We start from the raw sequence: 20,099 nt of genomic DNA on the forward strand, positions 1-20,099 counted from the left end.
CATTCGCAAGGCCGGGAGCGAGGTGGGTTGCCGCCAGCGTCAGTCCGCCGAAGCGATGAGGTCGGCGAAGCGCTTCTGTGCGTCTTCGACGGTCAATTCCGGCTTGGCGAAGAATTCGGCGAAAAGGTCTTCCTTCTGCTTCTGGGTGTCCTGTGAAAGCAGTTGGTCCGTCCATGGAATGACGGCACCCTTGGCGAGGATGGCGAGGCCTTTCTTCATGCAGTCGTTCGCCGCGTTGAGATCGACGTCGCCGCGCACCGGCAGGGAACCCTTCTTCAGATTGAAGGCAACCTGCGTCTTGGGATCGAGCAGCGTCTCGGCCAGCACCTCCTGCGCCTTGCTCTTGTCGGCATCCTTGAGCAGCGGGAAGTAGAAGGCGTCGCCGCCCGTGGCTATGACCTCGTTCAGCCCAAGGCCCGGCAGGCAGGTATAATCTTTGCCGGCGGTCTTGCCGGCAACCTGGAACTCGCCCTGTGCCCAGTCGCCCATGATCTGGCCACCCGCCTTGCCGGTGATGACCAGGTTGGTCGCCTGGTTCCAGTCCTGCACATTGGTGTTCTTCGCCATCTTGCGGGCATCGTCCGCGGCCTTGAAGACCTTGGCGACTTCGGGCCCGGCGGCGAACTTGGCATCCTTGTCCTTGTAGACCTTGAGGAACGTGTCCGTGCCGCCCACAGCCGCAAGCAGCACGTCGAAGGCACCGGAGGATTGCCAGGCTTGCCCGCCGACGGCGAGCGGGATGATGCCGGCCTTCTCCAGTGCCGGCGCTGCCGCCACGAATTCATTCCAGTCCTTCGGCAACGGCACGCCGGCCTTCGCGAAGGCTTCGTTGGACAGCCACAGCCACTGCCAGGAATGGATGTTGACGGGCACGCAATAGATCTTGCCGTCGATGGTGCAGCCGTCGAGCAGGCTCTTCGGCCGCACGACATCAGTCCACTTGCCCTTGGTGGCGACGTCGGTGAGGTCGCGCATCAGGCCGGCCTGCACCAGCTCTTCCGCCTGCCGGCCATGGTTGAATTGCGTGGCGCCCATCGGATCGCCACCGGTGATGCGGCTGATCATGATCGGCCGCGCCGTGCCGCCGGAGCCGGCAATGGCGCCGTCCACCCAGTGGTTGCCGGTCGCATCGAATGCCTTGGCAAGTTCCGCAACCGCCGCGGCCTCGCCGCCTGAAGTCCACCAATGGGTGACTTCCAGGTCCGTCGCGGCCGCCTGGCCGGCAAATTGCAGTGCAGCCGTCGCCGCCAGGGCAGCGGTCAAAAATCTGTATCGCATTTCGGCTCCTCCCAGAATCTGAAACGTTACAGATTTTCGATACGGCAATTGCGCGGGCTGTGCAACCCATCAACGAAGCGCCCTCGATATTTTTTCGGGCCGCGAACAAATCCGCCTGAATGATCGCGCTTCTCATGCACTGCAGCATGGTTTGCTGCGGCGCAAACACCGAAATGCCGCCTGATACGGGCAAAAGGCGGCGGCAGGGGCGATTTCTCCTGGAATCCCAATGCGTTTCGCAAAAAGAACCATCCACCTCGTGACGAGGACATACATCTCGATACTGGCAATCTGTAACGTTTCAGTATATTGACGCTTTGCCGGGGCTGGGACGCATATCGTATCGCTATGGCGGCGATTGCCGACATGGCCCGCGGCTGCTATGCGCCTGACGGGCGGGACGAATGGACAGACAGCGTACGGACAAGAACGGGGAGAACTCGGCACAGGGACGGCCGACGTTGAAGACGCTTGCCTTCATGACCGGGCTCGGCGTCACCACCGTGTCACGCGCCTTGAAGGATGCCCCGGAAATCGGCGCCGAGACCAGGCGCCGCGTCCAACTCGTCGCCAAGCAGATCGGCTACCGGCCGAACCGCGCCGGCGTGCGTCTGCGCACCGGCAGGACCAATGTCATCAGCCTCGTGCTCAACACCGACCGCGAGATCATGAGCTTCGTCTCGGACATCATCTACGGCGTTTCGGAAGTGCTCGCCGAAACGCCCTATCACCTGATCGTCACGCCCTATTCCCGCTCGCAGGATCCGATGGAGCCGATCCGCTATCTCGTCGAGACCGGCTCGGCCGATGGCGTCATCATCTCGCGCACCCAACCGAACGATCCGCGCGCCCGCTACATGCTCGAGCACGGCATGCCCTTTGCCACGCATGGCCGCACCGATATGGGCCTCGTCCACCCCTACCATGACTTCGACAACCATGTATTTGCGATGGAAGCCGTGCGCCGCCTGGCGAGCATGGGCAGGCGCAAGCTGGCGCTTCTGTCGCCGCCACCCGGGCTGACCTATTATGGCCACACGCTGAACGGCTTTGCCGATGCGCTGAGCGAGGTCGGCGCCAGCGAAATTCCGTTCAACACCGTTTCCATCGATCACACGATCGAGCAGATCAGGACCAGGACCGCGCAGGTGATGCGCCGCGAAAACAGGCCGGACGGCTTCGTCAGCAGCGCCGCCGCCGCGACACTGGCTATCGTCGCCGGCATCGAAGATGCCGGCCTCAAGCTTGGCCGCGACGTCGATGTCGTGTCCAAGCAATCGTCGGACCTGTTGCACCTGTTCCGGCCGGAATTGCTCGTCGTCAACGAGAACTTCCGCCTGGCCGGCTCCGATCTCGCCCGCTCCGTGCTCGGCTGGATCGGCGGCGCCGCACCCGGCTCGCTGCAGCGCCTGGTCGCCACCAGCGAGGTTCAGGCGTTCAGACCGCCGGTTTCCGTTTAGGCTCTTGGGCCGGCTTGTCAGCCAGCCGCACCGCTTCCCCACGGCCCATGGAACGCGCCTTTGTCGTCGATACGCTCGAAGCCGTGCGCGCCGAAGAAGTCGCGCTGCGCCTGGATCAGATTCGAGGTGCCGCGGCCCTGGCGATAGCTGTCGAAATAGGCAAGTGCGGAAGACAGCGCCGGAACCGGCGAGCCGGCTTCCGAAGCCCTCGCCACGATGCGGCGCAGCGACGGATGCGCTCCCTGCATCAGCGAGATGAAGGCCGGCGCCATCAGAAGGTTGGTCGAGGCGCCGCCCTTGCTGAAGGCTTCCGCCATGGTGTCGAGCATCTGCGAGCGGATGATGCAGCCGGCGCGCCAGATCCTGGCGATGGTCGGCATCGGCAGGTTCCAATTGAATTCCTTCGACGCGCCGCTCATCACCGCGAAACCTTGGGCGTAGGCGGCGATCTTGCCGGCGAACAGCGCCAGTTCCAGATCTTTCAGCAAGGCGTCCTTGTCACCGGAAATCTTCGTCACGCCGATGTTGCCATAGGCCTTTTCCGCCGCCAGCCGCTCGTTCTTGATCGACGACAGAACGCGCGCCGCCACCGCCGCCTCGATCGCGGTGGCCGGGATGCCGAGCTGCTGCGCCTCGATGACCGACCATTTGCCGGTGCCCTTCTGGCCGGCGCGGTCGAGGATGATGTCGACCACCGGTTTGCCGGTCTTCGGATCGTCGGCGGCCAGCACCTTGGCGGTGATCTCGATCAGGTAGGAGTTGAGCCGGCCCTTGTTCCAGTCGGCAAACACCGTGCCGATCTCTTTCGGACCCATGCCTAGGCCGTCGCGCAGGATGCCGTAGATCTCCGCGATCATCTGCATGTCGGCATATTCGATGCCGTTGTGGATGGTTTTGACGAAATGTCCGGCGCCGTCGGTGCCGAGCCATGCCGCGCAGGGTTCGTCCTTGAATTTGGCGGAGATCGCCGTCAGCACCTTCTCGACGCGCTTCCATGAGTCCTCCGTGCCGCCGACCATGATCGACGGCCCGTGGCGTGCCCCCTCCTCGCCGCCGGACACGCCCATGCCTATGAAGGTGAGACCCGAACCGGAAAGCTCGGAGAAGCGCCGCATCGTGTCGCGGAAATTGGCGTTGCCGGCATCGATGACGATGTCGTTGGCCGACAGCACGCCGCGCAGTGCCGCGATCTGTTCGTCGACCGGCTTGCCGGCCAGCACCATGATGATGATCGGGCGCGGCGGCCGGATCGCGGCGGCGAGCTCTTCAAGGCTGTAGCAGGGCACGACCATGTCCCTGAGCGCGCCGGCATTCTCGACAAAGGCATCGGTGCGCGCCCTGGTGCGGTTGAAGACAGCGATGCGGTGCCCGTGCTCGGCGATGTTGAGCGCCAGGTTGGAGCCCATCGTGCCAAGGCCGATCAGGCCGATTTCGGCTTTTTCCATCGTTTCTTCCCTGCTCTCGGATCGTTTGTTGAGACCGCGATTTTGCGGGCGATGATTGACGGGCCTTGACGCCTGCGTCAACCGCCTCGCCGAATTGTGTTGCCCGGATTGTCGGTCGTGCCCGTGTAGAGGTACCTGGCAGTCCCGCCTACGGCCTGATGTCGACGGGCGCCTCGATCTTCACCATCTGAAAATCCGAGACCAGTATGTCGATGCGCACCGTCCACCGGCCAGGCACCGGAATGACGAGGTTGTCGACGCGCCAGCTGCCGTCGCCGGGCTTGGTTGCCGTGCGCTTCAAGGGTTCGATGCCGGAATCGGGCTTTGACAGCACAAGCGTTACCTCCTTGGCGTCGAGCGGGCCGAAATCGCCGCTCATGATGACCATCGAGGCAACGACCGGGCCGGCATGGCCGGGAGTGATGTTGAGATCGGCCATCGCTTGCAGCGCGTGGATATGGACCGACACCGGTTGCGCTGCCGCGATCGCCAGGGCTCGTGGCGGCGGTGTGAAGCGCCAGCCCGCGGCAACGCCGAAAATCGCCAACACGATCAACATCTCGACGCCGATCGAGCGGACCAGCCTGCGTTGAACTTCCGTCGATCCCGCCTCGGCCGATGCCGTGAGTTTCCAGCGGTTGACGGCAGCGAGCGTGAACAGAAAGACCAGCAGCCCGAGCTTGATCAGCAGCAGCCTTCCATAGGCGGTGTCGACCAATGCCGCGGGCGTTTGCACCTGGATGACGGCAAGCACGGTGCCGGCAGCGGCAAGCACGGCCACCACGGGCAGGATCCCCCAAGAAAATCGCCGCAGGAATGGCGTGGCCTCCGCCGATTGCCCCTTGAGCGCCAGCCCGAGTGGGACCAATGCGCCGACCCACGACGCGATGCAGACGCCATGCAGGAACACCATCGGCCGCGTCAGCCATTGCGGTTCGGCGGCACTGGCATGGCCGCTGGCGGCAAGCGCAATCCCCACCCCGGCCAGGCCGGCCAGCGCCAATGGCTTGGCGGTGGCACGGGGACCGGCCAGCGACAGCAGGCCAAGCCCCAGCGCGATCAGCGCGACCAGCACCGTCCAGCCGAAGCTGGTGCCGAGCCCGGTCCGCCAGATGACCGATTGTGCCAGATGGGAGAGCGGCGCCCCGAGTGCATCAAGCCCCTGCAATCCGAGCGACAGGGACGACGCGACCAGCCCGCTCAGGATTGCAGCTGCAACGAAGCGCTGCCCGGCACGGGCACTTCCGGCCAACCAGGCAAGCGCGAAGGCGCCGCCAACGCCGAGGAAGAGGCCGACGTAGAGAAAGATTTTGCTCGCCCAGATAGCCGACCGCAACGGCCAGTCGATGGCTTCGGATACGGCCGGCGGTTCGCTGGGCGCGCCGATGGAAAACAGCAGCGATCCGCCGACGGGATGACCGTCTGCGGAGATGACGCGCCAGCTCAAGACATGCGTGCCCGACTTGAGCGGCTGCGGATTGTCGATCTCGACGGTCTGGTCGCTGAGACGAAAGGCGGTCAGTGGAACCGGCTTGCCGTCGGGCTTCACCAGCGTCAGCACCAGAGGCGAGACCGGCTCGCTGAAGGTCAGCGAGAACTGCGCCGGTCCCTGTGCCAGCACCGCGCCGTCGGCCGGGTCGGTCTTGATCAGCGCGGCATGGGCAAAGGCCTGATCTGACACGGCAAGGCTGGCAAGAAACACGATCACAGCCAACAGGCCGACGGCAAGCCGGCCGGTGCGTTTGCCGGTCATGCAAGCCGTTTGCAGGAGGGAGGTCGTGCTCATGTCACCGCCACGAAAAAGAGCGGCGCACTCGAAAGAGCGCGCCGCCTGGGAGATCATTTCTTCGGCAGCAGCTTGATGCCGGGTGCCGGGCTTTCCAGTGCGTCTTCATCCTGCCCTGCCGCTGGAATCTCGATCCAGCGATCGGCTGCACCGTCGCATTCCTGCACGACCGGGAAATAGAGTTTTTGGCCGACGGGGAGGTCCGCCGTCAGCGTCGCGCGGAAAACGAACTCGTCATAGAATTCATCGGGCAGGTTGCCGCCGCTCCAGTCGACCTCCTTGACCCCATCGGTCACCGCCTGACCGTAGAGCTGGTAGGATTTCTCGTACTTGCCCTTCTTGGTCTGCAGCGTCCAGCCGGGCTTCGGCATCGGCTTGATCGCGATCACCCCTTCCGGAATCTGCACGCGCACGGCGGTCGTCGCCTTGCCGTCGCAGCCATGCGGCACGCGCAAAACGGCCTTGTAGGTCGAGCCGACCGCCGCCTCCTGGGTTTCGAACGTGATATGCGCGAAGGCGGCGCTGGTTCCGAGCGCGAGAAGTGCGCCGGCCGACAAAAGATATTTGTTCATGATGGTCCCTCGGATTTTCAAGATTTGTCGAGCTGGCGCGGTCAATTGGCGTGATCGTCCACGGCGCCGCCGCCCATGCCTTCGACGGCGAAATCGACGCTGACGGCGCCGGCCTTTTCGAAGGTCAGGGTGGCGGAGAACTTTTCGCCCTGTTTGGGTTGCCGCTTCAGGCCCATGAACATCAAATGATAGCCGCCAGGTGCAAGGGTTACCTTGCCGCCGGCCGGAATTTCCAGGCCGCCGGCAACCGGCCGCATGGTCATGACGCCGTCCTTGACGCCCATCTCATGCAGCTCGGCCTTTTCGGAGACATCGGAGGAAATCGACACCAGCCGGTCCGGCGCACTGCCCTTGTTGGTGATGGTGAAATAACCGCCGGCCACTTTGGCGCCGGCCGGCGTGGCGCGCGACCAGGGGTGGCCGATCTCAAGATCGCCAACCTTGAACTCATGCGCGAAGACGGACTGCGCGCCTGTGAACAGCAGCGCAAGAGCCAGCACGGCAATGCCGACACGCTCTTCGATGCCGCGTAGAATGCTGCCGGCCATAGGACGCGCGGCGTCAGGGAAAAAATGGGACATGGTTGCTCCATGAAGTGAAGGTCGCGCCGTTGCCGGTCGCGAGCAGTTAGATCTTTGGATGGGTACGCCCACGAAAGGTTCCGCCGGGCAAACAGGCTCAGGCCGTCAGCGGCGGCGCGCGCGGGTTCGACGGCGAGCGCTCACGCGCAAAGTCGAGATGGATGGCCGCCGGGAAGACAAAGGCGACCGTTTCAAAGGAAAGGCTGCCCGGCGCCAGACCGGCATTGGGCGGCGGCGCAAAGGCCGCCGAAACCATGCTGCAGCCGAGCACGCAGCATGCCGGCAGATGGGACGGCGGCTGGTTGCCGCCCGGAAGCTGGGTTGCGCCTTCATGGGTACAGATGACGTTGCCGAAAGCGTCGAGTTGCGATGCATTGGGACCGGCGCCGAAGGCGAATGCACCAAGCGTCGACTGGAGCAACAGCAGATAGGCCGCGACAAGCGCGACCGGCATGCTCCATCGTCTCCTCGATACGCCCAAAGCCCTGCCTCTTCGCAGCAACCAACCATATCTAGCACGGGGCCGGCGGGTGGAAAATCGCCAAATCGCCGCGGCGGCAACGCGGCAGGCCCAAGGCATGTCGCCCAGAAGTGTATAGCGGTTTTGGGACAACATGCATGAAACAAGGCTCCGAGCCGCGATGCGGCTCAGTGTTTTTGCAGCGACCGGCTCTCCGGGATCGAGGTCAGCAATGTCTGGCGCGCCGACTTCAAATGCTTGCGGCAAGCGGCGTCGACCTTGCCGAGATCGCGTGATTTCAGCGCTTCTATGTAGACCAGATGCTCACCGATCGCGACTTCGTTGCGCTCGCGTTCCTGCGCCTTGTTCCACTGGTAATGGTAGTGGAAGATCATGGCGATGACATCGTAGAAATCGACGATGAAGCGATTGCGCGATGCCCGGTGGATCAGCCGGTGGAAGCGCTCGTCGAGTTCGGAGAACTCGGTGAAGCGGGCGGCTATGTCGTTTGCCAGCTGGCGATGCTCGTCTTCCAGGCGGTCGAGATCGGTCCAGACTGCGCTGTCCTGCGGTAAAGCGGCAAAGGCGGCCGCCGAGCGCAGTTCGAACATCTCGCGGATTTCGGTCAGCTCCAGCGCGAAGGCGCGCGTAAAGCCCTTCAGCACCCAATGACTGTTGCGACGTTTCTCGATCAGGCCGAAGCGGGAGAAGCGGATCAGGAACTCGCGCACGCTGGTGGTGCCAACGCCGATCTCGCGCGCCAGTTCGAGTTCGTTGATCTGCATGCCGGCTTCGGCGCCGCCGGCGAGCAGCCGACGCATGAACGACCGTTCGATGATCTCGGCCAGCGTGTCTGTCTCTTCCTCGGGGAAGAAATCATCGGGAAGCGGTTCGCGCAGCACCGTCTTGGCGCGCTTGTTCCAGGCGATCAGCCCGGTCTCTTCCATGCGCGCGAGAATGGTGCGCACCGTGGTCCGGCTGACGCCAAGCAAGGTGCCCAGTTCCGGCTCCGAAGGCAGGCTGCGCGTTTCGTCGAGCAGCCGCAGGCAGCGGTTGTAGGCATCCTTGTAGACGTTGTTGCTCTTCGACATCCCTGACCCGTTGCACGCCGTCGCTTGCAGCGGACGGTTTGAAGCGCAATATGACGTTCGCATGGCTCTGAGAAGCGAAATCGCTTCCCGGAACAACCCGGAGACATGCGGAACTCCCCACGAAAAAACAATTGACGCAAAACTGTTTTTTCACGATAAAAGACAATATCTCTAAACAGGCGCGTGTCAATCCGCCCCGCGCAACCCAGGATCACCCAGGAAACCGCCCGTGAACGCCTCCAACTGCATTCTTCTGTCCCCCGCCGACAATGTCGCCGTCGCGAACGGCCGCATCGAGATCGGCACCGCGCTGCCGGGCGGTGCCGTCGCCAGTGCGCTGATCGAGCCCGGCCACAAGGTGGCGATCAAGCCGATCGCCGCCGGAGAGGCCGTCGTGAAATACGCCCAGGCGATCGGTCGCGCGACACAGGACATCGCAGCCGGCGAGCACGTGCATTCGCACAATCTGGTTTTCGAATCCGGCCGCTTGCCGGTCGTGCCGCCGAGCGAGGCCGAGCACGCGACGGAGGCCGACCGCGCCCGCACCTTCATGGGCTATCGCCGCGCCGATGGCCGCGCCGGCACGCGCAACTTCATCGGCATCGTCGCCAGCGTCAATTGCTCGGCCACCGTCTGCCATTCCATCGCCGATACCGCCAACCGCACGCTGTTGCCGAAATACCCCGGCATCGACGGCTTCGTGCCGATCGTGCACGGCCAGGGCTGCGGCATGAGCGGCACCGGCGACGGCATGATGGTGCTGCACCGCACGCTTGCCGGCTATGCCCGCCACCCGAATTTCGGCGGCGTGCTGATGGTCGGCCTCGGCTGCGAGGTCAACCAGCTCACCCTCTACGGCCAGAAGGGCGTCGCTGCCGGCAAGCGCCATTTCAACATCCAGGACGCCGGCGGGTCGCGCAAATCGGTGGAAAAAGCGATGGGCGTGCTGGCCGAGATCGCCGAGGAAGTCGGCCAGTTGAAGCGTGAGCCGATCCCGGTCAGCGAGATCGTCGTCGGCCTGCAATGCGGCGGCTCCGACGGCATGTCGGGCATCACGGCCAATCCGGCGCTGGGCGCGGCTGTCGACATCCTGGCCGGCGTCGGCGGTATCGGCATCCTCTCCGAGACCACGGAAATCTACGGCGCCGAGCATCTGCTTGCCTACCGCGCGGCAACGCCGGAGATCGCGCAGAAGCTCGACGGCTTCGTGAAGTGGTGGGAGGACCACGTCGCCAAGCATGGCGCCTCGATCGACAACAATCCCTCGCCCGGCAACAAGCGCGGCGGCCTCACCACCATCCTGGAGAAGTCCCTCGGTGCGGTCGCCAAGGGCGGCCAGACGCCGCTCAACGGCGTCTTCGGCTACGCCGAAAAAGTCACCGGCAGTGGCCTCGTGTTCATGGATACGCCTGGCTACGACCCGGTTTCGGCGACCGGCCAGGTGGCGGGCGGCGCCAACGTCATCGTCTTCACCACCGGCCGCGGCTCCTGCTTCGGCTGCCGTCCGACGCCGTCGATCAAAGTCGCCACCAACTCGACCATGTACCACCAGATGGAAGAGGACATGGACGTCAATTGCGGCGTCATCGCCTCCGGCGAAAAAACCATCGCCGGCATGGGCCGCGAGATCTTCGAACTGATCGTCGAGACGGCTTCCGGCCGCAAGACCAAGAGCGAGGATTTTGGCTACGGCGACAACGAGTTCGTGCCCTGGCATCTTGGCGCAACGCTTTAGATTTTACTGATATAAAGTAGACTGCGCGCCGGTCAGCGGCGGGCAACGGGGAGGTTTTGCATGGAAAAACGCCGTATCGGTCGGACAGCTCTGGAGGTCACCGAAGTCAGTTTCGGCGGCGCCGCACTTGGCGGCCTTTACCGCGCCTGTTCGCGCGAAGCGGCGATGGAGACGCTGCAGGGCGCCTGGGATGCCGGCCTGCGCTATTTCGACACCGCACCCTTCTACGGTTTCGGACTGTCGGAGCGCCGCTTCGGCGACTTCCTGCGTTACAAGCCGCGCGATTCCTATGTGCTGTCGACCAAGGTCGGCCGGCTGTTTCGCCCGGTGCCGGACGATCAGGTTCCCGATCACTCCTATGTCGATCCGCTGCCCTTCGCGCTCGACTACGACTATTCCTATGACGGCATTATGCGGTCGGTCGAGTTCAGCTATGCGCGGCTTGGCCTAAACAGGATAGACATCCTGTTTGTCCACGACATCGGCGCCTACACCCATGGTATCGAGAAGACCAAGCTGCATTTTCGCGACCTGATGGATGGCGGCCTCAAGGCACTCGAAGAGCTGAAACGGACTGGCGTCATTTCCGCCTATGGGCTTGGCGTCAACGAGGTGCAGATCTGCCTGGACGTGATGCGCCGGGCGCCGCTCGACTGCATCCTGCTTGCCAGCCGCTATTCCTTGCTCGACCGCAGTGCCGAAGCCGAGTTGCTGCCGCTATGCCGGGCACAGCAGACCTCCTTGGTCATTGGCGGCGTGTTCAACTCCGGCATCCTGGCAACCGGCCCGGTGCAAGGCGCACATTTCGACTACCGCCCCGCCAGCCATGACGTGCTCGACCGCGTCGGCGCAATGGAGAGGATCGCCGCCGAGGGTGGCTATCCGCTCGCCGCCGCAGCGTTCCAATTCCCCTTGCATGAAGCTGCCGTCGCCACCGTACTGACCGGCACCGCCAAACTGGCAAATCTGACGCGCAACCTCGAGCTGCTCGACATCGACGTACCGGAAGCGGAATACGCCAAATATCGTCCCTACACGCTGGTGCAGGAGCTGGTGTGAAACTTCATGTTCCTGCGGCACATGGAGGAATGGATATTCCATATTGACGAATTGGTGGAATTAATATTCCATACATTCCCAGAACGGAACGGAAGCGTGACGGCGCCAATGGGAGAACAGGGCGGGGGATCTGCCTCTGCCAGACCTCGCAACGACTGATCAAACACCGCTTGCATCGATCTGTTCGATGCACTATCAAAACAGGGCAACTGTTTTTTATTGATAAAGTTCTGTTTGGGACCGCGCCTATCCGAACGGAGCTTCCGTATCGTTCACCGGGCGACTTAGGGAGGAAACCTCATGAAATTCGTGACCAGCATTCTCAACCGCCGCGCCGTCATGGCGCTGGCAGCAGCTTCAATGCTCGCCGGCGTCATGCATTCGGCGCCGGTTTCGGCGGCGGACGTCACCATTCCGATCATCGTCAAGGACACCACGTCCTTCTACTGGCAGATCGTTCTGGCCGGCGCCCGCAAGGCCGGCAAGGATCTCGGCGTCAACGTGCCGGAACTCGGCGCCCAGGCTGAAACCGACGTCAACGGCCAGGTCTCGATCCTCGAGAACGCCGTTGCCAGCAACCCGGCGGCCATCGTCATTGCGCCGACCGAGTTCAAGGCGCTCGGCAAGCCGATCGATGAAGCCGCTGCCAAGGTGAAGGTCATCGGCATCGACTCCGGTGCCGACTCCAAGGCCTTCACCTCGTTCCTGACCACCGACAACGTCCAGGGCGGCCGCGTCGCTGCCGACGGCCTCGCAGCCGCCATCGGCGCCGCCAACGGCGGCAAGATCGAGGGCGACGTCGCCCTGATCACCAACGCACCTGGCGCCGGCTCGCTCGAACAGCGCAAGCAGGGCTTCACCGAACAGCTGGCCGCCAAATATCCGGGCCTCAAGCTGGTTGCCGACAAATATGCCGACGGCCAGGCCACCACCGGCCTCAACATCGCCACCGACCTGATCACCGCCAACCCGAACCTCAAGGGCATCTTCGCTTCCAACCTGATCATGGCGCAGGGCGTCGGCCAGGCCGTCGCGGAAAACAACCTTGGCGGCAAGCTGGCGCTGGTCGGTTTCGACAGCGACGAGAAGCTGATCAAGTTCCTCAACGACGGCGTCATTTCCGCCCTCGTCGTCCAGGATCCGTACCGGATGGGCTATGACGGCATCAAGACCGCGCTCGCCGCCTCCAAGGGCGAGAAGGTCGAAGCCAATGTCGACACCGGCGCCAATCTGGTGACCAAGGACAACATGAAAGACCCCAAGATCGACGCGTTGCTCAATCCGAAGCTCTGAGCCGTCGCATCCGCAATCGTCTCCGGGGCACCTCGCCCCGGAGACACAAACTGCCGCACGAACGGCTTGGCAATCCGCACGCCTGAGCCAGGCTGTTTTCGAGGCATATCCCTGCCTCGCCGCGTGCCAATCGTGAGGCCAGCCTGGGAAGCCAATCCGGGAGGCCAATCTGGGAGGATTGTCATGATTTCGACGGCGCAGGAACTGCATCCCGCACCCGTTCTGGAACAGGGGCGGACTATCCTCGAATTACGCGGGCTGGAGAAGCGCTATCCCGGCACCCACGCGCTGAAACCGGTCGACCTCGCCTTCAAGTCCGGTGAGATCCACGCCATCGTCGGCGAAAACGGCGCCGGCAAATCCACGCTCATCAAGCTTCTGACCGGCGTCATGCCGCGCACCTCCGGAGAGATTGTCTGGGAGGGCCAGCCGGCCGCCCTGGCGACGCCGCACGAGGCGATGGCGCTCGGCATCAATGCCGTGCACCAGGAAGTCGTGCTGTGCCGTCACCTGACGGTCGCCGCCAACATGTTCCTCGGCGAGGAGAATTCGCGCTTCGGCATCCTGCAGCAGCGCGCCATGGTCAGGCAGGCGCAGACGATCATCGACGACCTAGGCTTCGACCTGCCGGCGCATGTCACGCTCGGCGACCTGACCATCGGCCAGCAGCAGCTGATAGCCGCCGCCCGCGCCACCGTGCGCGGCACCAAATTCCTGATCTTCGACGAGCCGACCGCCTACCTCACCCGCAAGGAAGCCGACCAGCTCTTCACGCTGATCCGCCGTCTGAAGGGCGAAGGCGTGACGATCATCTACATCAGCCACCGCATGGAGGAAGTGTTCGAACTCGCCGACCGGGTATCCGTGCTGCGCGACGGCACGCTGGTCGGCACCCGCAATATCGCAGAGACCAACGATGCCGAACTGGTCAAGATGATGATCAACCGCTCGATCGAGCAGGTCTATCACAAGGAGCATTTCACGCCGGGCGCCGCCGTCATCGAGGCGAAAAACCTGTCCGGCAAGGGCTTCGAAAATGTCTCGATGACGGTCCGCGCCGGCGAGATCGTCGGACTCTATGGGCTGATTGGCGCCGGACGCAGCGAGTTCGTCACCACGCTCTACGGCCGCCACCGCAAATCCGCCGGCCAGATCCTCTGGGAAGGCAAGGAGGTACAGGTCAATTCCGAACATGACGCGATCAAGCTCGGCATGGCGCTGGCGCCGGAGAGCCGCCGCGACCAGGGCCTCTGCCTCAACCTGCCGGTCGGCTTCAACCTCAACCTGCCGATCTACAAGCGCATCTCGAACAATCTGCTGATTTCGAGCACGCAGGAGAAGACGCAGGCCGATCGCCAGATCGCCGATCTGCGCATCAAGACACCGACACGTGGCGCGCTGGCATCCAGCCTGTCGGGCGGCAACCAGCAGAAGATCGTCATCGGCAAATGGCTGGCGCACGGCGCCAAGCTGTTCATCTTCGACGAACCGACCGTCGGCGTCGATGTCGGCACCAAGGCCGAGATCTACCGCCTGTTCGGCGCGCTTTTGTCAAAGGGCGCCGGCATCATCCTGATCTCGTCCTATCTGCCGGAAGTCTATGAACTCGCCGATACGCTGCATGTGTTCCGGCGCGGCAAACTGGTGGCGACGCACGGTTTTCACGCCGCCAGCCACGAGGATATTCTCACTCAGGCGCTCGCCGAGAAACAAGAAAAGTTGGGAGGACAGATATGAGCACCGAGGCGATCGCCGTCGAAAAACCGAAGCGCAACTATAATGTCCTGTTCGGGCTGACGCTATTGGCGCTGCTGGTTCTGCTCTGGATCCTCCTCTCCGTGACGACGACGAGCTTCGCCTCGGCCAACAACATAGCCAATCTCCTGCGCCAGGGCTCGATGATCGCCATCATGGCGGTCGGCCAGACCTTCGTCATCATCACCGGCGGCATCGATCTGTCGGTCGGCGCCGTGGTCGGCTTCGCCACCGTGGTCGTGGCCATGATGATCAATGCCGGCTTCCCCATCTGGCTCGCCATTCTGGTGACGCTGCTGGTCGGTGTCGCCATCGGCATGTTCCACGGCTTCGGTATCGTCAAGATGGGCCTGCCGCCCTTCATCATCACGCTGGCGACGTTGACCTCGCTGCGCGGCATCGGCCTTTTGATGACCAACGGCAATTCGATCAACATCAACAGCGACACCTTCACCGCCTTCTCGCGCAATTCCTTCATCGGCATCCCCAACCTGTTCTGGATGGTGATCCTGGTCGGCATTCCGGCCTATATCTTCCTGCACCACAGCCGCTGGGGCAGATACCTGTTTTCGGTCGGCTCCAACGCCGAGGCCTCGCGCCTGTCCGGCGTCAATGTCCAGCGCACCATCTACATGGCCTACACGCTGTCGGGCCTGTGCGCCGCCTTTGTCGGCGTGCTGCTGGCCGCCCGCATCGGCATCGGCAACCCGACGCAGGCCGAGGGCTGGGAACTGCAGGCGATCGCGTCGTCGGTCATCGGCGGCACCTCGCTGTTCGGCGCCGTCGGCTCGGTGCATGGGCCGCTGCTCGGCGCCTTCATCCTGGCCACCATCAACAACGGCGCCAACCTGCTCAACGTCAATTCGTTCTGGCAGCGCATCATCACCGGCGCGCTGATCATCATCATCGTCTACTTCGACGGCCTGCGCCGCCGCGGCAAGTAGCGACCCCGCAATCAACCGCCGGTCCGCCACACCAACGGGCCGGCGATTTCATGACTGGATTAGCGCATGAAAGCCGTCCTCTGCCGTTCGCCCGGCGATCTTGTCCTTGAAGACCGGCCCGCACCCGAGGCACCGCCTCCCGGCTGGGCGCTGGTGGCGGTCAGCCATGTCGGCATCTGCGGCACCGACTACCACATTTTCGAGGGCAAGCACCCGTTCCTCGCCTATCCCCGCATCATGGGTCATGAGGTCTCGGGTACCGTGATGGAGACCGGCGAAGGCGTCGAACTGGCCATTGGTGAGCCCGTCGTCGTCAACCCCTATCTTTCCTGCGGCAAGTGCATCGCCTGCCGGCACGGCAAGCCCAATTGCTGTGTCAGGATCGAGGTGCTTGGCGTGCATCGCGACGGCGCCATGTGCGAACGCATCCTGGTGCCGGCGCAAAATCTCTATCCGGCCAACGGCCTTTCGCTGGCCGACGCCGCTGCCGTCGAGTTCCTGGCCATCGGCGCGCATGCCGTGCGGCGCGCCCGCGCCGACCCCGGCGCCCACACGCTGGTCATCGGCGCCGGCCCGATCGGGCTCGGCACCGCCATCTTCGCCCGCATCGCCGGGCTCGACGTGACGCTGCTCGACATGAGCAGTGAAAGGCTCGCCTTCGCTGGAAACGAGCTTGGTTTCCAGACCCTAGACGGCTCGCGCGGCGCGGTGCCCGATCTGATCAGGGAAGCGACATCAGGCGAAGGCTTCGATGTGGTCTTCGACGCCACCGGCAACACCCAGTCGGTGCAGTCGGCCTTCGCCCATGTCGCGCATGGCGGAACGCTGGTGCTGGTCTCCGTCGTCAAGGACGACATCAGCTTTTCCGATCCGGAATTCCACAAGCGCGAGATGACGCTGATCGGCAGCCGCAACGCGCTGCGCGCCGACTTCGACCATGTCGCCGCCTCGATCCGCAACGGGGCCGTACCACTGGCCAAGCTCGTCACACACCGCACCACACTCGCCGCCACGCCGCGCGATCTGGCTCGTTGGGCGCATGAGAAATCCGGCCTGATCAAGGCTGTGATCGAGGTGGGGTTATAACATGGCAGGCGGCGAAGCCGGTCCTCAAATGCGCCGCCGCTGGCAAGTGAATGCGGCCGAGCTGGGCCGGGCACTCCCTACAGCGCCGACAGCTTCAGCTCCACCCGTTCGGCCGGAAAGCGCGACTCGGAAAACTGGATCGGCTGGCCGTCCGGCGTGACGTTGACGGCAACCGTGACCAGCACGATGGCGCCCGGCTGCAGGTCGAGGTCGGCAAGGTCCGCCGCATCGGCATGGCGCGCCGACAGCACGGTCGATTGCCTGAGATAGTCGTCTATGCCGAACCGCGCCAGCGATGCGGTGATCGAGCCTGTTTCCGCCATCGCGGCATCGATGCCGGCAAAGCGCCGGGCCTCGAACCAGCCGGCAGCGCGCGACACCGGCCGTCCGTCGGCTTCGCCGCGCGTTTCCAACCGGATCACATCGGCTCCCTTGGGAAGACCCAGTCCCTCGGCGACGCGCTGGCTGGCCGGCTCGACCGACGAGGCGAGCAGGACGATGTGCCGTTCCGTCGTTTGCCCTTGCAGCCCTGTCGAAAACCGTGTGCGCGCCCCGATCGGATAGGACAGCCGCTTGCGCGACAGTACGAAGGTGCCGCGCCCCTGCTCGGCCCGCAGCACGCCTTCCCTTACAAGGGCTGATATGGCGTTGCGCACCGTGTGACGGTTGACGCCATAGCGTTCTGCCAGCGCCACCTCCGGCGGCAGCGCTGCATTCTCCGTGAAATCGCCGATGGCGATCGCATGCAGGATCTTGTCGGCGATCTGCCGCCACAGCGAAACGCCACTGCGCCGCTCGATGCTGTCCGCTAACAGCCGCCCGACCATCATTGCCCCCAACCTTCCAGCGCCCAGTCTTCCAGCGCCCAGTCTTCTATCGCTGTCATCCACCCGTCATGGACACCCGTTAGATAATAGGTATAATTTGTATAGTTGTCTATATCAATAGACAAATTTGGCCACGAGGACGATAGCTTATGCGAGGACAGGAAGCCCGCCACCAGGCCGAGCGCAAGGCCGCCATGGCAACCCTTGCGCAATCCAGCGGCGATGACATCGTCCGGCTCTGGAATGAGGCCGGACTGCCTTCGGACGCTGAACTGTTGCGCGGCCCCGAAACCGGCCTGGTCACCCTGCGCGGCCGCATCGGCGGCGGCGGCGCCCCTTTCAATGTCGGCGAGGCGACCGTCACCCGCGCCACAGTCAGGCTACCCACCGGACAGGTCGGCCATTGCTATGCGCTTGGCCGCGACAAGCAGAAGGCGAAGCTGGCGGCTATCGCCGACGCCCTATGGCAGGACCCTGCCCGCCGCAATGAGGTCGAGACCGGACTGATAGCGCCTCTGCGGTCGGCTCTGACCATGGCGCACGAAAAACGCCGCGCCGAGACGGCGGCAACGAAGGTCGATTTCTTCACCATGGTTCGCGGAGAAGACTGATGGACGCAGCTGTGCAATCGATCGAGGGCGGGTTCGCCGATCCGGTCTTCAACGCCCAGACCGTGTTCCGCGCCGTGATGGACGCAATGGCGCGGCCGGGCAGCGTGCAGCCGCTGCCGGCCTTCGCCCGCCCGCCGGCGCCGCTCTCGGCTACCGCCGGCGCCATAGCGCTGGCGCTGTGCGACAACGACACGCCGCTCTGGCTCGACCCGGCTTTGCAGGCCTCCACCGCGATCAGATCCTGGCTTGGTTTCCATACCGGCGCGCCATTGGCCAACACACCGGCCGATGCGCATTTCGCCTTGATCGCCGCACCTGCCGAGATGATGGCGCTCGATGGCTTTTCGCAGGGCACGCAGGATTATCCCGACCGCTCGACGACGCTGATCCTGCAGGTCAGCGATCTGGTCTCCGGCACGCCGCTATTGCTCGAAGGTCCCGGCATCGAAACCAGCGCCACGATCGCGCCGGCGCAGATGCCACGCCATTTCGTCGAGCAGTGGAAGCAGAATATCAAGCGCTTTCCGCGCGGCGTCGACATCATCCTCGCCACATCAGGCGGCATTGCCTGCCTGCCGCGCACGACGCGCATCAAGACGATGGAGGCGTAAGATGTATGTCGCGGTAAAAGGCGGCGAAGCGGCAATCGCCAACGCCCACAGCCTGCTGGCCGACCGCCGGCGTGGCGACCGTTCGGTGCCCGCCCTTCGTCTCGACCAGATCGTCGAGCAGCTGGCGCTCGGCGTCGACCGGGTGATGAGCGAAGGCTCGCTCTATGATCGTGAACTGGCCGCGCTCGCCATCGTCCAGGCGCGCGGCGACATGATCGAGGCGATCTTCCTGGTGCGCGCCTACCGCACCACGCTGCCGCGCTTCGGCTACTCCAGGCCCATCGACACCGCCAACATGCTGGTCGAGCGGCGCGTCTCGGCGACCTACAAGGATCTGCCCGGCGGCCAGTTGCTCGGACCGACCTTCGACTACACCCACCGGCTGCTCGATCCCGAGCTTGCCGCAGGCGCCGATGTCGCCGAGCCCTTGCTGCGCGACACGGAAGCGCAAGCCATGCCGCGCGTCTCGGCGATCCTCGCCCGCGAAGGCTTGATCGAACCGGATGGCGACATGCCGCAGGACCATGTCCCCGGCGACATCACCCGCGAGCCGCTCGAATTCCCGATGGCGCGCGACATCCGCCTGCAGGCGCTGTCACGCGGCGATGAAGGGTTCCTGCTGGCGCTCGGCTATTCCACCCAGCGCGGCTATGCCCGCAATCACCCCTTCGTCGGCGAGATCCGCATCGGCGAAGTCGAGCTGGAGCTCGACGTGCCCGAACTGCCCTTCTCGGTGCCGCTCGGCACTGTCCGCGTCACCGAATGCCAGATGGTCAACCAGTTCAAAGGCTCAGCCAAGGCGCCGCCGCAATTCACCCGCGGCTACGGCCTGGTCTTCGGCCAGAGCGAACGCAAGGCGATGGCCGTGGCACTCTGCGACCGGGCGCTGCGCGCGAAGGAGCTCGGCGAGGATGTCGTCGCCGCGGCCCAGGACGAGGAGTTCGTCATCTCGCACTCCGACAATGTCCAGGCGACCGGCTTCGTCGAGCATCTGAAGCTGCCGCACTATGTCGATTTCCAGGCCGAACTCGATCTCGTGCGCCGCATGCGTGCCGAATATGACGCCCGCCAAAACCCCGTGAAGGTCGAAGAGAAGCGGGAGGCCGCGGAATGATCGAGGGCCTTTCCCACATGACCTTCATCGTCCGCGATCTCGAGCGGATGACCGAGATCCTCGAGAGCGTGTTCGACGCACGCGAAGTCTATGCCAGCGACGCCAGGCAGTTCTCGCTGTCGCGCGAAAAATTCTTCCTGATCGGTGACATCTGGGTCGCCATCATGGAGGGCGAACCCTTGCCGGAGCGCAGCTACAACCACATCGCCTTCAAGATCGATGACGCCGATTTCGACCGCTATGCCGAGCGCATCGGCAGGCTCGGCCTCGATATGCGCCCGCCGCGCCCGCGCGTCGAGGGTGAAGGCCGCTCGATCTATTTCTACGACGAAGACAACCACATGTTCGAACTGCACACCGGCACGCTCCATGAGCGGCTGGCGCGCTATGC

At 64.0% G+C, this 20,099-nt stretch carries 19 protein-coding genes; 11 read left to right on the forward strand and 8 right to left on the reverse strand.

The features are described from left to right. Positions 1 to 39 precede the first annotated feature (39 nt). A complete protein-coding gene (locus tag EN949_RS11580) occupies positions 40 to 1,278 on the reverse strand; it encodes an ABC transporter substrate-binding protein (RefSeq protein WP_013529539.1) in 1,239 nt (412 codons plus the stop codon). A gap of 404 nt (positions 1,279 to 1,682) precedes the next feature. Here EN949_RS11580 and EN949_RS11585 point away from each other — a divergent pair, with 404 nt between their 5' ends. Further along, positions 1,683 to 2,738 carry a LacI family DNA-binding transcriptional regulator gene (locus EN949_RS11585; RefSeq protein ID WP_063169024.1) on the forward strand — a complete coding sequence of 352 codons (1,056 nt, stop codon included), beginning with the start codon at positions 1,683 to 1,685 and terminating at the stop codon, positions 2,736 to 2,738. Positions 2,739 to 2,755: 17 nt separating this feature from the next. On the opposite strand, the gene gndA is transcribed toward EN949_RS11585, so the two are convergent. The 6 genes from gndA to EN949_RS11615 all read right to left on the reverse strand — a co-directional run bounded on the left by gndA (position 2,756) and on the right by EN949_RS11615 (position 8,673). Beyond that, positions 2,756 to 4,183 carry an NADP-dependent phosphogluconate dehydrogenase gene (gene gndA, locus EN949_RS11590; RefSeq protein WP_127371342.1) on the reverse strand — a complete coding sequence of 476 codons (1,428 nt, stop codon included), beginning with the start codon at positions 4,181 to 4,183 and terminating at the stop codon, positions 2,756 to 2,758. A 148-nt stretch (positions 4,184 to 4,331) separates the two neighbouring features. Beyond that, positions 4,332 to 5,969 (reverse strand): copper resistance CopC/CopD family protein, encoded by a 1,638-nt coding sequence (locus EN949_RS11595; RefSeq protein WP_127371343.1) that lies wholly within the window; start codon positions 5,967 to 5,969, stop codon positions 4,332 to 4,334. A gap of 53 nt (positions 5,970 to 6,022) precedes the next feature. Next, positions 6,023 to 6,541: a YcnI family protein gene (locus EN949_RS11600; protein ID WP_013529535.1), complete on the reverse strand. Its 519-nt coding sequence runs from the start codon at positions 6,539 to 6,541 to the stop codon at positions 6,023 to 6,025. Positions 6,542 to 6,582: 41 nt separating this feature from the next. Further along, positions 6,583 to 7,122 (reverse strand): copper chaperone PCu(A)C, encoded by a 540-nt coding sequence (locus EN949_RS11605; RefSeq protein ID WP_127366703.1) that lies wholly within the window; start codon positions 7,120 to 7,122, stop codon positions 6,583 to 6,585. Between the two features lie 97 nt (positions 7,123 to 7,219). Then, positions 7,220 to 7,576 (reverse strand): DUF2946 family protein, encoded by a 357-nt coding sequence (locus EN949_RS11610; RefSeq protein ID WP_063169028.1) that lies wholly within the window; start codon positions 7,574 to 7,576, stop codon positions 7,220 to 7,222. A gap of 194 nt (positions 7,577 to 7,770) precedes the next feature. After that, the gene (locus tag EN949_RS11615) at positions 7,771 to 8,673 is read right to left on the reverse strand and encodes a GntR family transcriptional regulator (protein ID WP_013529532.1); all 903 of its coding nucleotides are present in this window, start codon (positions 8,671 to 8,673) and stop codon (positions 7,771 to 7,773) included. Positions 8,674 to 8,902: 229 nt separating this feature from the next. Between EN949_RS11615 and EN949_RS11620 the strand changes: the two genes are divergently transcribed. From EN949_RS11620 to EN949_RS11645, 6 genes are all read left to right on the forward strand, one after another. After that, positions 8,903 to 10,408 (forward strand): altronate dehydratase family protein, encoded by a 1,506-nt coding sequence (locus EN949_RS11620; RefSeq protein WP_013529531.1) that lies wholly within the window; start codon positions 8,903 to 8,905, stop codon positions 10,406 to 10,408. Positions 10,409 to 10,468: 60 nt separating this feature from the next. Next, positions 10,469 to 11,467: an aldo/keto reductase gene (locus tag EN949_RS11625; RefSeq protein WP_127366705.1), complete on the forward strand. Its 999-nt coding sequence runs from the start codon at positions 10,469 to 10,471 to the stop codon at positions 11,465 to 11,467. A gap of 300 nt (positions 11,468 to 11,767) precedes the next feature. Then, positions 11,768 to 12,760: an ABC transporter substrate-binding protein gene (locus EN949_RS11630; RefSeq protein WP_013529529.1), complete on the forward strand. Its 993-nt coding sequence runs from the start codon at positions 11,768 to 11,770 to the stop codon at positions 12,758 to 12,760. A gap of 183 nt (positions 12,761 to 12,943) precedes the next feature. Then, positions 12,944 to 14,497 carry a sugar ABC transporter ATP-binding protein gene (locus tag EN949_RS11635; RefSeq protein WP_127370916.1) on the forward strand — a complete coding sequence of 518 codons (1,554 nt, stop codon included), beginning with the start codon at positions 12,944 to 12,946 and terminating at the stop codon, positions 14,495 to 14,497. After that, the gene (locus EN949_RS11640; protein WP_013529527.1) at positions 14,494 to 15,459 is read left to right on the forward strand and encodes an ABC transporter permease; all 966 of its coding nucleotides are present in this window, start codon (positions 14,494 to 14,496) and stop codon (positions 15,457 to 15,459) included. The genes EN949_RS11635 and EN949_RS11640 overlap by 4 nt, the downstream gene beginning before the upstream one ends. A 66-nt stretch (positions 15,460 to 15,525) precedes the next feature. Further along, entirely contained in the window at positions 15,526 to 16,545 is a 1,020-nt protein-coding gene (locus EN949_RS11645) for a zinc-binding alcohol dehydrogenase family protein (RefSeq protein WP_063169032.1), read from the forward strand. 77 nt (positions 16,546 to 16,622) lie between these two features. Here EN949_RS11645 and phnF read toward each other — a convergent pair whose 3' ends face one another. After that, on the reverse strand, positions 16,623 to 17,372 hold the full coding sequence (gene phnF, locus EN949_RS11650; RefSeq protein ID WP_164755509.1) for a phosphonate metabolism transcriptional regulator PhnF: 750 nt from the start codon (positions 17,370 to 17,372) through the stop codon (positions 16,623 to 16,625). Between the two features lie 149 nt (positions 17,373 to 17,521). Between phnF and phnG the strand changes: the two genes are divergently transcribed. The 4 genes from phnG to fosX all read left to right on the forward strand — a co-directional run. Beyond that, positions 17,522 to 17,983 (forward strand): phosphonate C-P lyase system protein PhnG, encoded by a 462-nt coding sequence (phnG, locus tag EN949_RS11655; protein WP_127367099.1) that lies wholly within the window; start codon positions 17,522 to 17,524, stop codon positions 17,981 to 17,983. Next, positions 17,983 to 18,594 carry a phosphonate C-P lyase system protein PhnH gene (gene phnH, locus EN949_RS11660; RefSeq protein ID WP_127367098.1) on the forward strand — a complete coding sequence of 204 codons (612 nt, stop codon included), beginning with the start codon at positions 17,983 to 17,985 and terminating at the stop codon, positions 18,592 to 18,594. The genes phnG and phnH overlap by 1 nt, the downstream gene beginning before the upstream one ends. A 1-nt stretch (position 18,595) precedes the next feature. Continuing rightward, positions 18,596 to 19,708 carry a carbon-phosphorus lyase complex subunit PhnI gene (locus EN949_RS11665; RefSeq protein ID WP_063169034.1) on the forward strand — a complete coding sequence of 371 codons (1,113 nt, stop codon included), beginning with the start codon at positions 18,596 to 18,598 and terminating at the stop codon, positions 19,706 to 19,708. Further along, a partial coding sequence (gene fosX / locus EN949_RS11670) for a FosX/FosE/FosI family fosfomycin resistance hydrolase (RefSeq protein ID WP_127371689.1) occupies positions 19,705 to 20,099 on the forward strand: 395 nt, incomplete at its 3' end. The genes EN949_RS11665 and fosX, both read left to right, overlap by 4 nt.

The sequence above is a fragment of the Mesorhizobium sp. M7A.F.Ca.US.007.01.2.1 genome, assembly GCF_003998165.1.
Taxonomy (GTDB): Bacteria; Pseudomonadota; Alphaproteobacteria; order Rhizobiales; family Rhizobiaceae; genus Mesorhizobium; species Mesorhizobium ciceri.

Excerpts from the sequence above, each read along its gene's own strand:
- EN949_RS11580 (WP_013529539.1), bottom strand. The coding sequence starts at position 1,278 with ATGCGATACAGATTTTTGACCGCTGCCCTGGCGGCGACGGCTGCACTG.
- EN949_RS11585 (WP_063169024.1), top strand. The coding sequence starts at position 1,683 with ATGGACAGACAGCGTACGGACAAGAACGGGGAGAACTCGGCACAGGGA.
- gndA (WP_127371342.1), bottom strand. The coding sequence starts at position 4,183 with ATGGAAAAAGCCGAAATCGGCCTGATCGGCCTTGGCACGATGGGCTCC.
- EN949_RS11595 (WP_127371343.1), bottom strand. The coding sequence starts at position 5,969 with ATGAGCACGACCTCCCTCCTGCAAACGGCTTGCATGACCGGCAAACGC.
- EN949_RS11600 (WP_013529535.1), bottom strand. The coding sequence starts at position 6,541 with ATGAACAAATATCTTTTGTCGGCCGGCGCACTTCTCGCGCTCGGAACC.
- EN949_RS11605 (WP_127366703.1), bottom strand. The coding sequence starts at position 7,122 with ATGTCCCATTTTTTCCCTGACGCCGCGCGTCCTATGGCCGGCAGCATT.
- EN949_RS11610 (WP_063169028.1), bottom strand. The coding sequence starts at position 7,576 with ATGCCGGTCGCGCTTGTCGCGGCCTATCTGCTGTTGCTCCAGTCGACG.
- EN949_RS11615 (WP_013529532.1), bottom strand. The coding sequence starts at position 8,673 with ATGTCGAAGAGCAACAACGTCTACAAGGATGCCTACAACCGCTGCCTG.
- EN949_RS11625 (WP_127366705.1), top strand. The coding sequence starts at position 10,469 with ATGGAAAAACGCCGTATCGGTCGGACAGCTCTGGAGGTCACCGAAGTC.
- EN949_RS11630 (WP_013529529.1), top strand. The coding sequence starts at position 11,768 with ATGAAATTCGTGACCAGCATTCTCAACCGCCGCGCCGTCATGGCGCTG.
- EN949_RS11635 (WP_127370916.1), top strand. The coding sequence starts at position 12,944 with ATGATTTCGACGGCGCAGGAACTGCATCCCGCACCCGTTCTGGAACAG.
- EN949_RS11640 (WP_013529527.1), top strand. The coding sequence starts at position 14,494 with ATGAGCACCGAGGCGATCGCCGTCGAAAAACCGAAGCGCAACTATAAT.
- EN949_RS11645 (WP_063169032.1), top strand. The coding sequence starts at position 15,526 with ATGAAAGCCGTCCTCTGCCGTTCGCCCGGCGATCTTGTCCTTGAAGAC.
- phnF (WP_164755509.1), bottom strand. The coding sequence starts at position 17,372 with ATGGTCGGGCGGCTGTTAGCGGACAGCATCGAGCGGCGCAGTGGCGTT.
- phnG (WP_127367099.1), top strand. The coding sequence starts at position 17,522 with ATGCGAGGACAGGAAGCCCGCCACCAGGCCGAGCGCAAGGCCGCCATG.
- phnH (WP_127367098.1), top strand. The coding sequence starts at position 17,983 with ATGGACGCAGCTGTGCAATCGATCGAGGGCGGGTTCGCCGATCCGGTC.
- EN949_RS11665 (WP_063169034.1), top strand. The coding sequence starts at position 18,596 with ATGTATGTCGCGGTAAAAGGCGGCGAAGCGGCAATCGCCAACGCCCAC.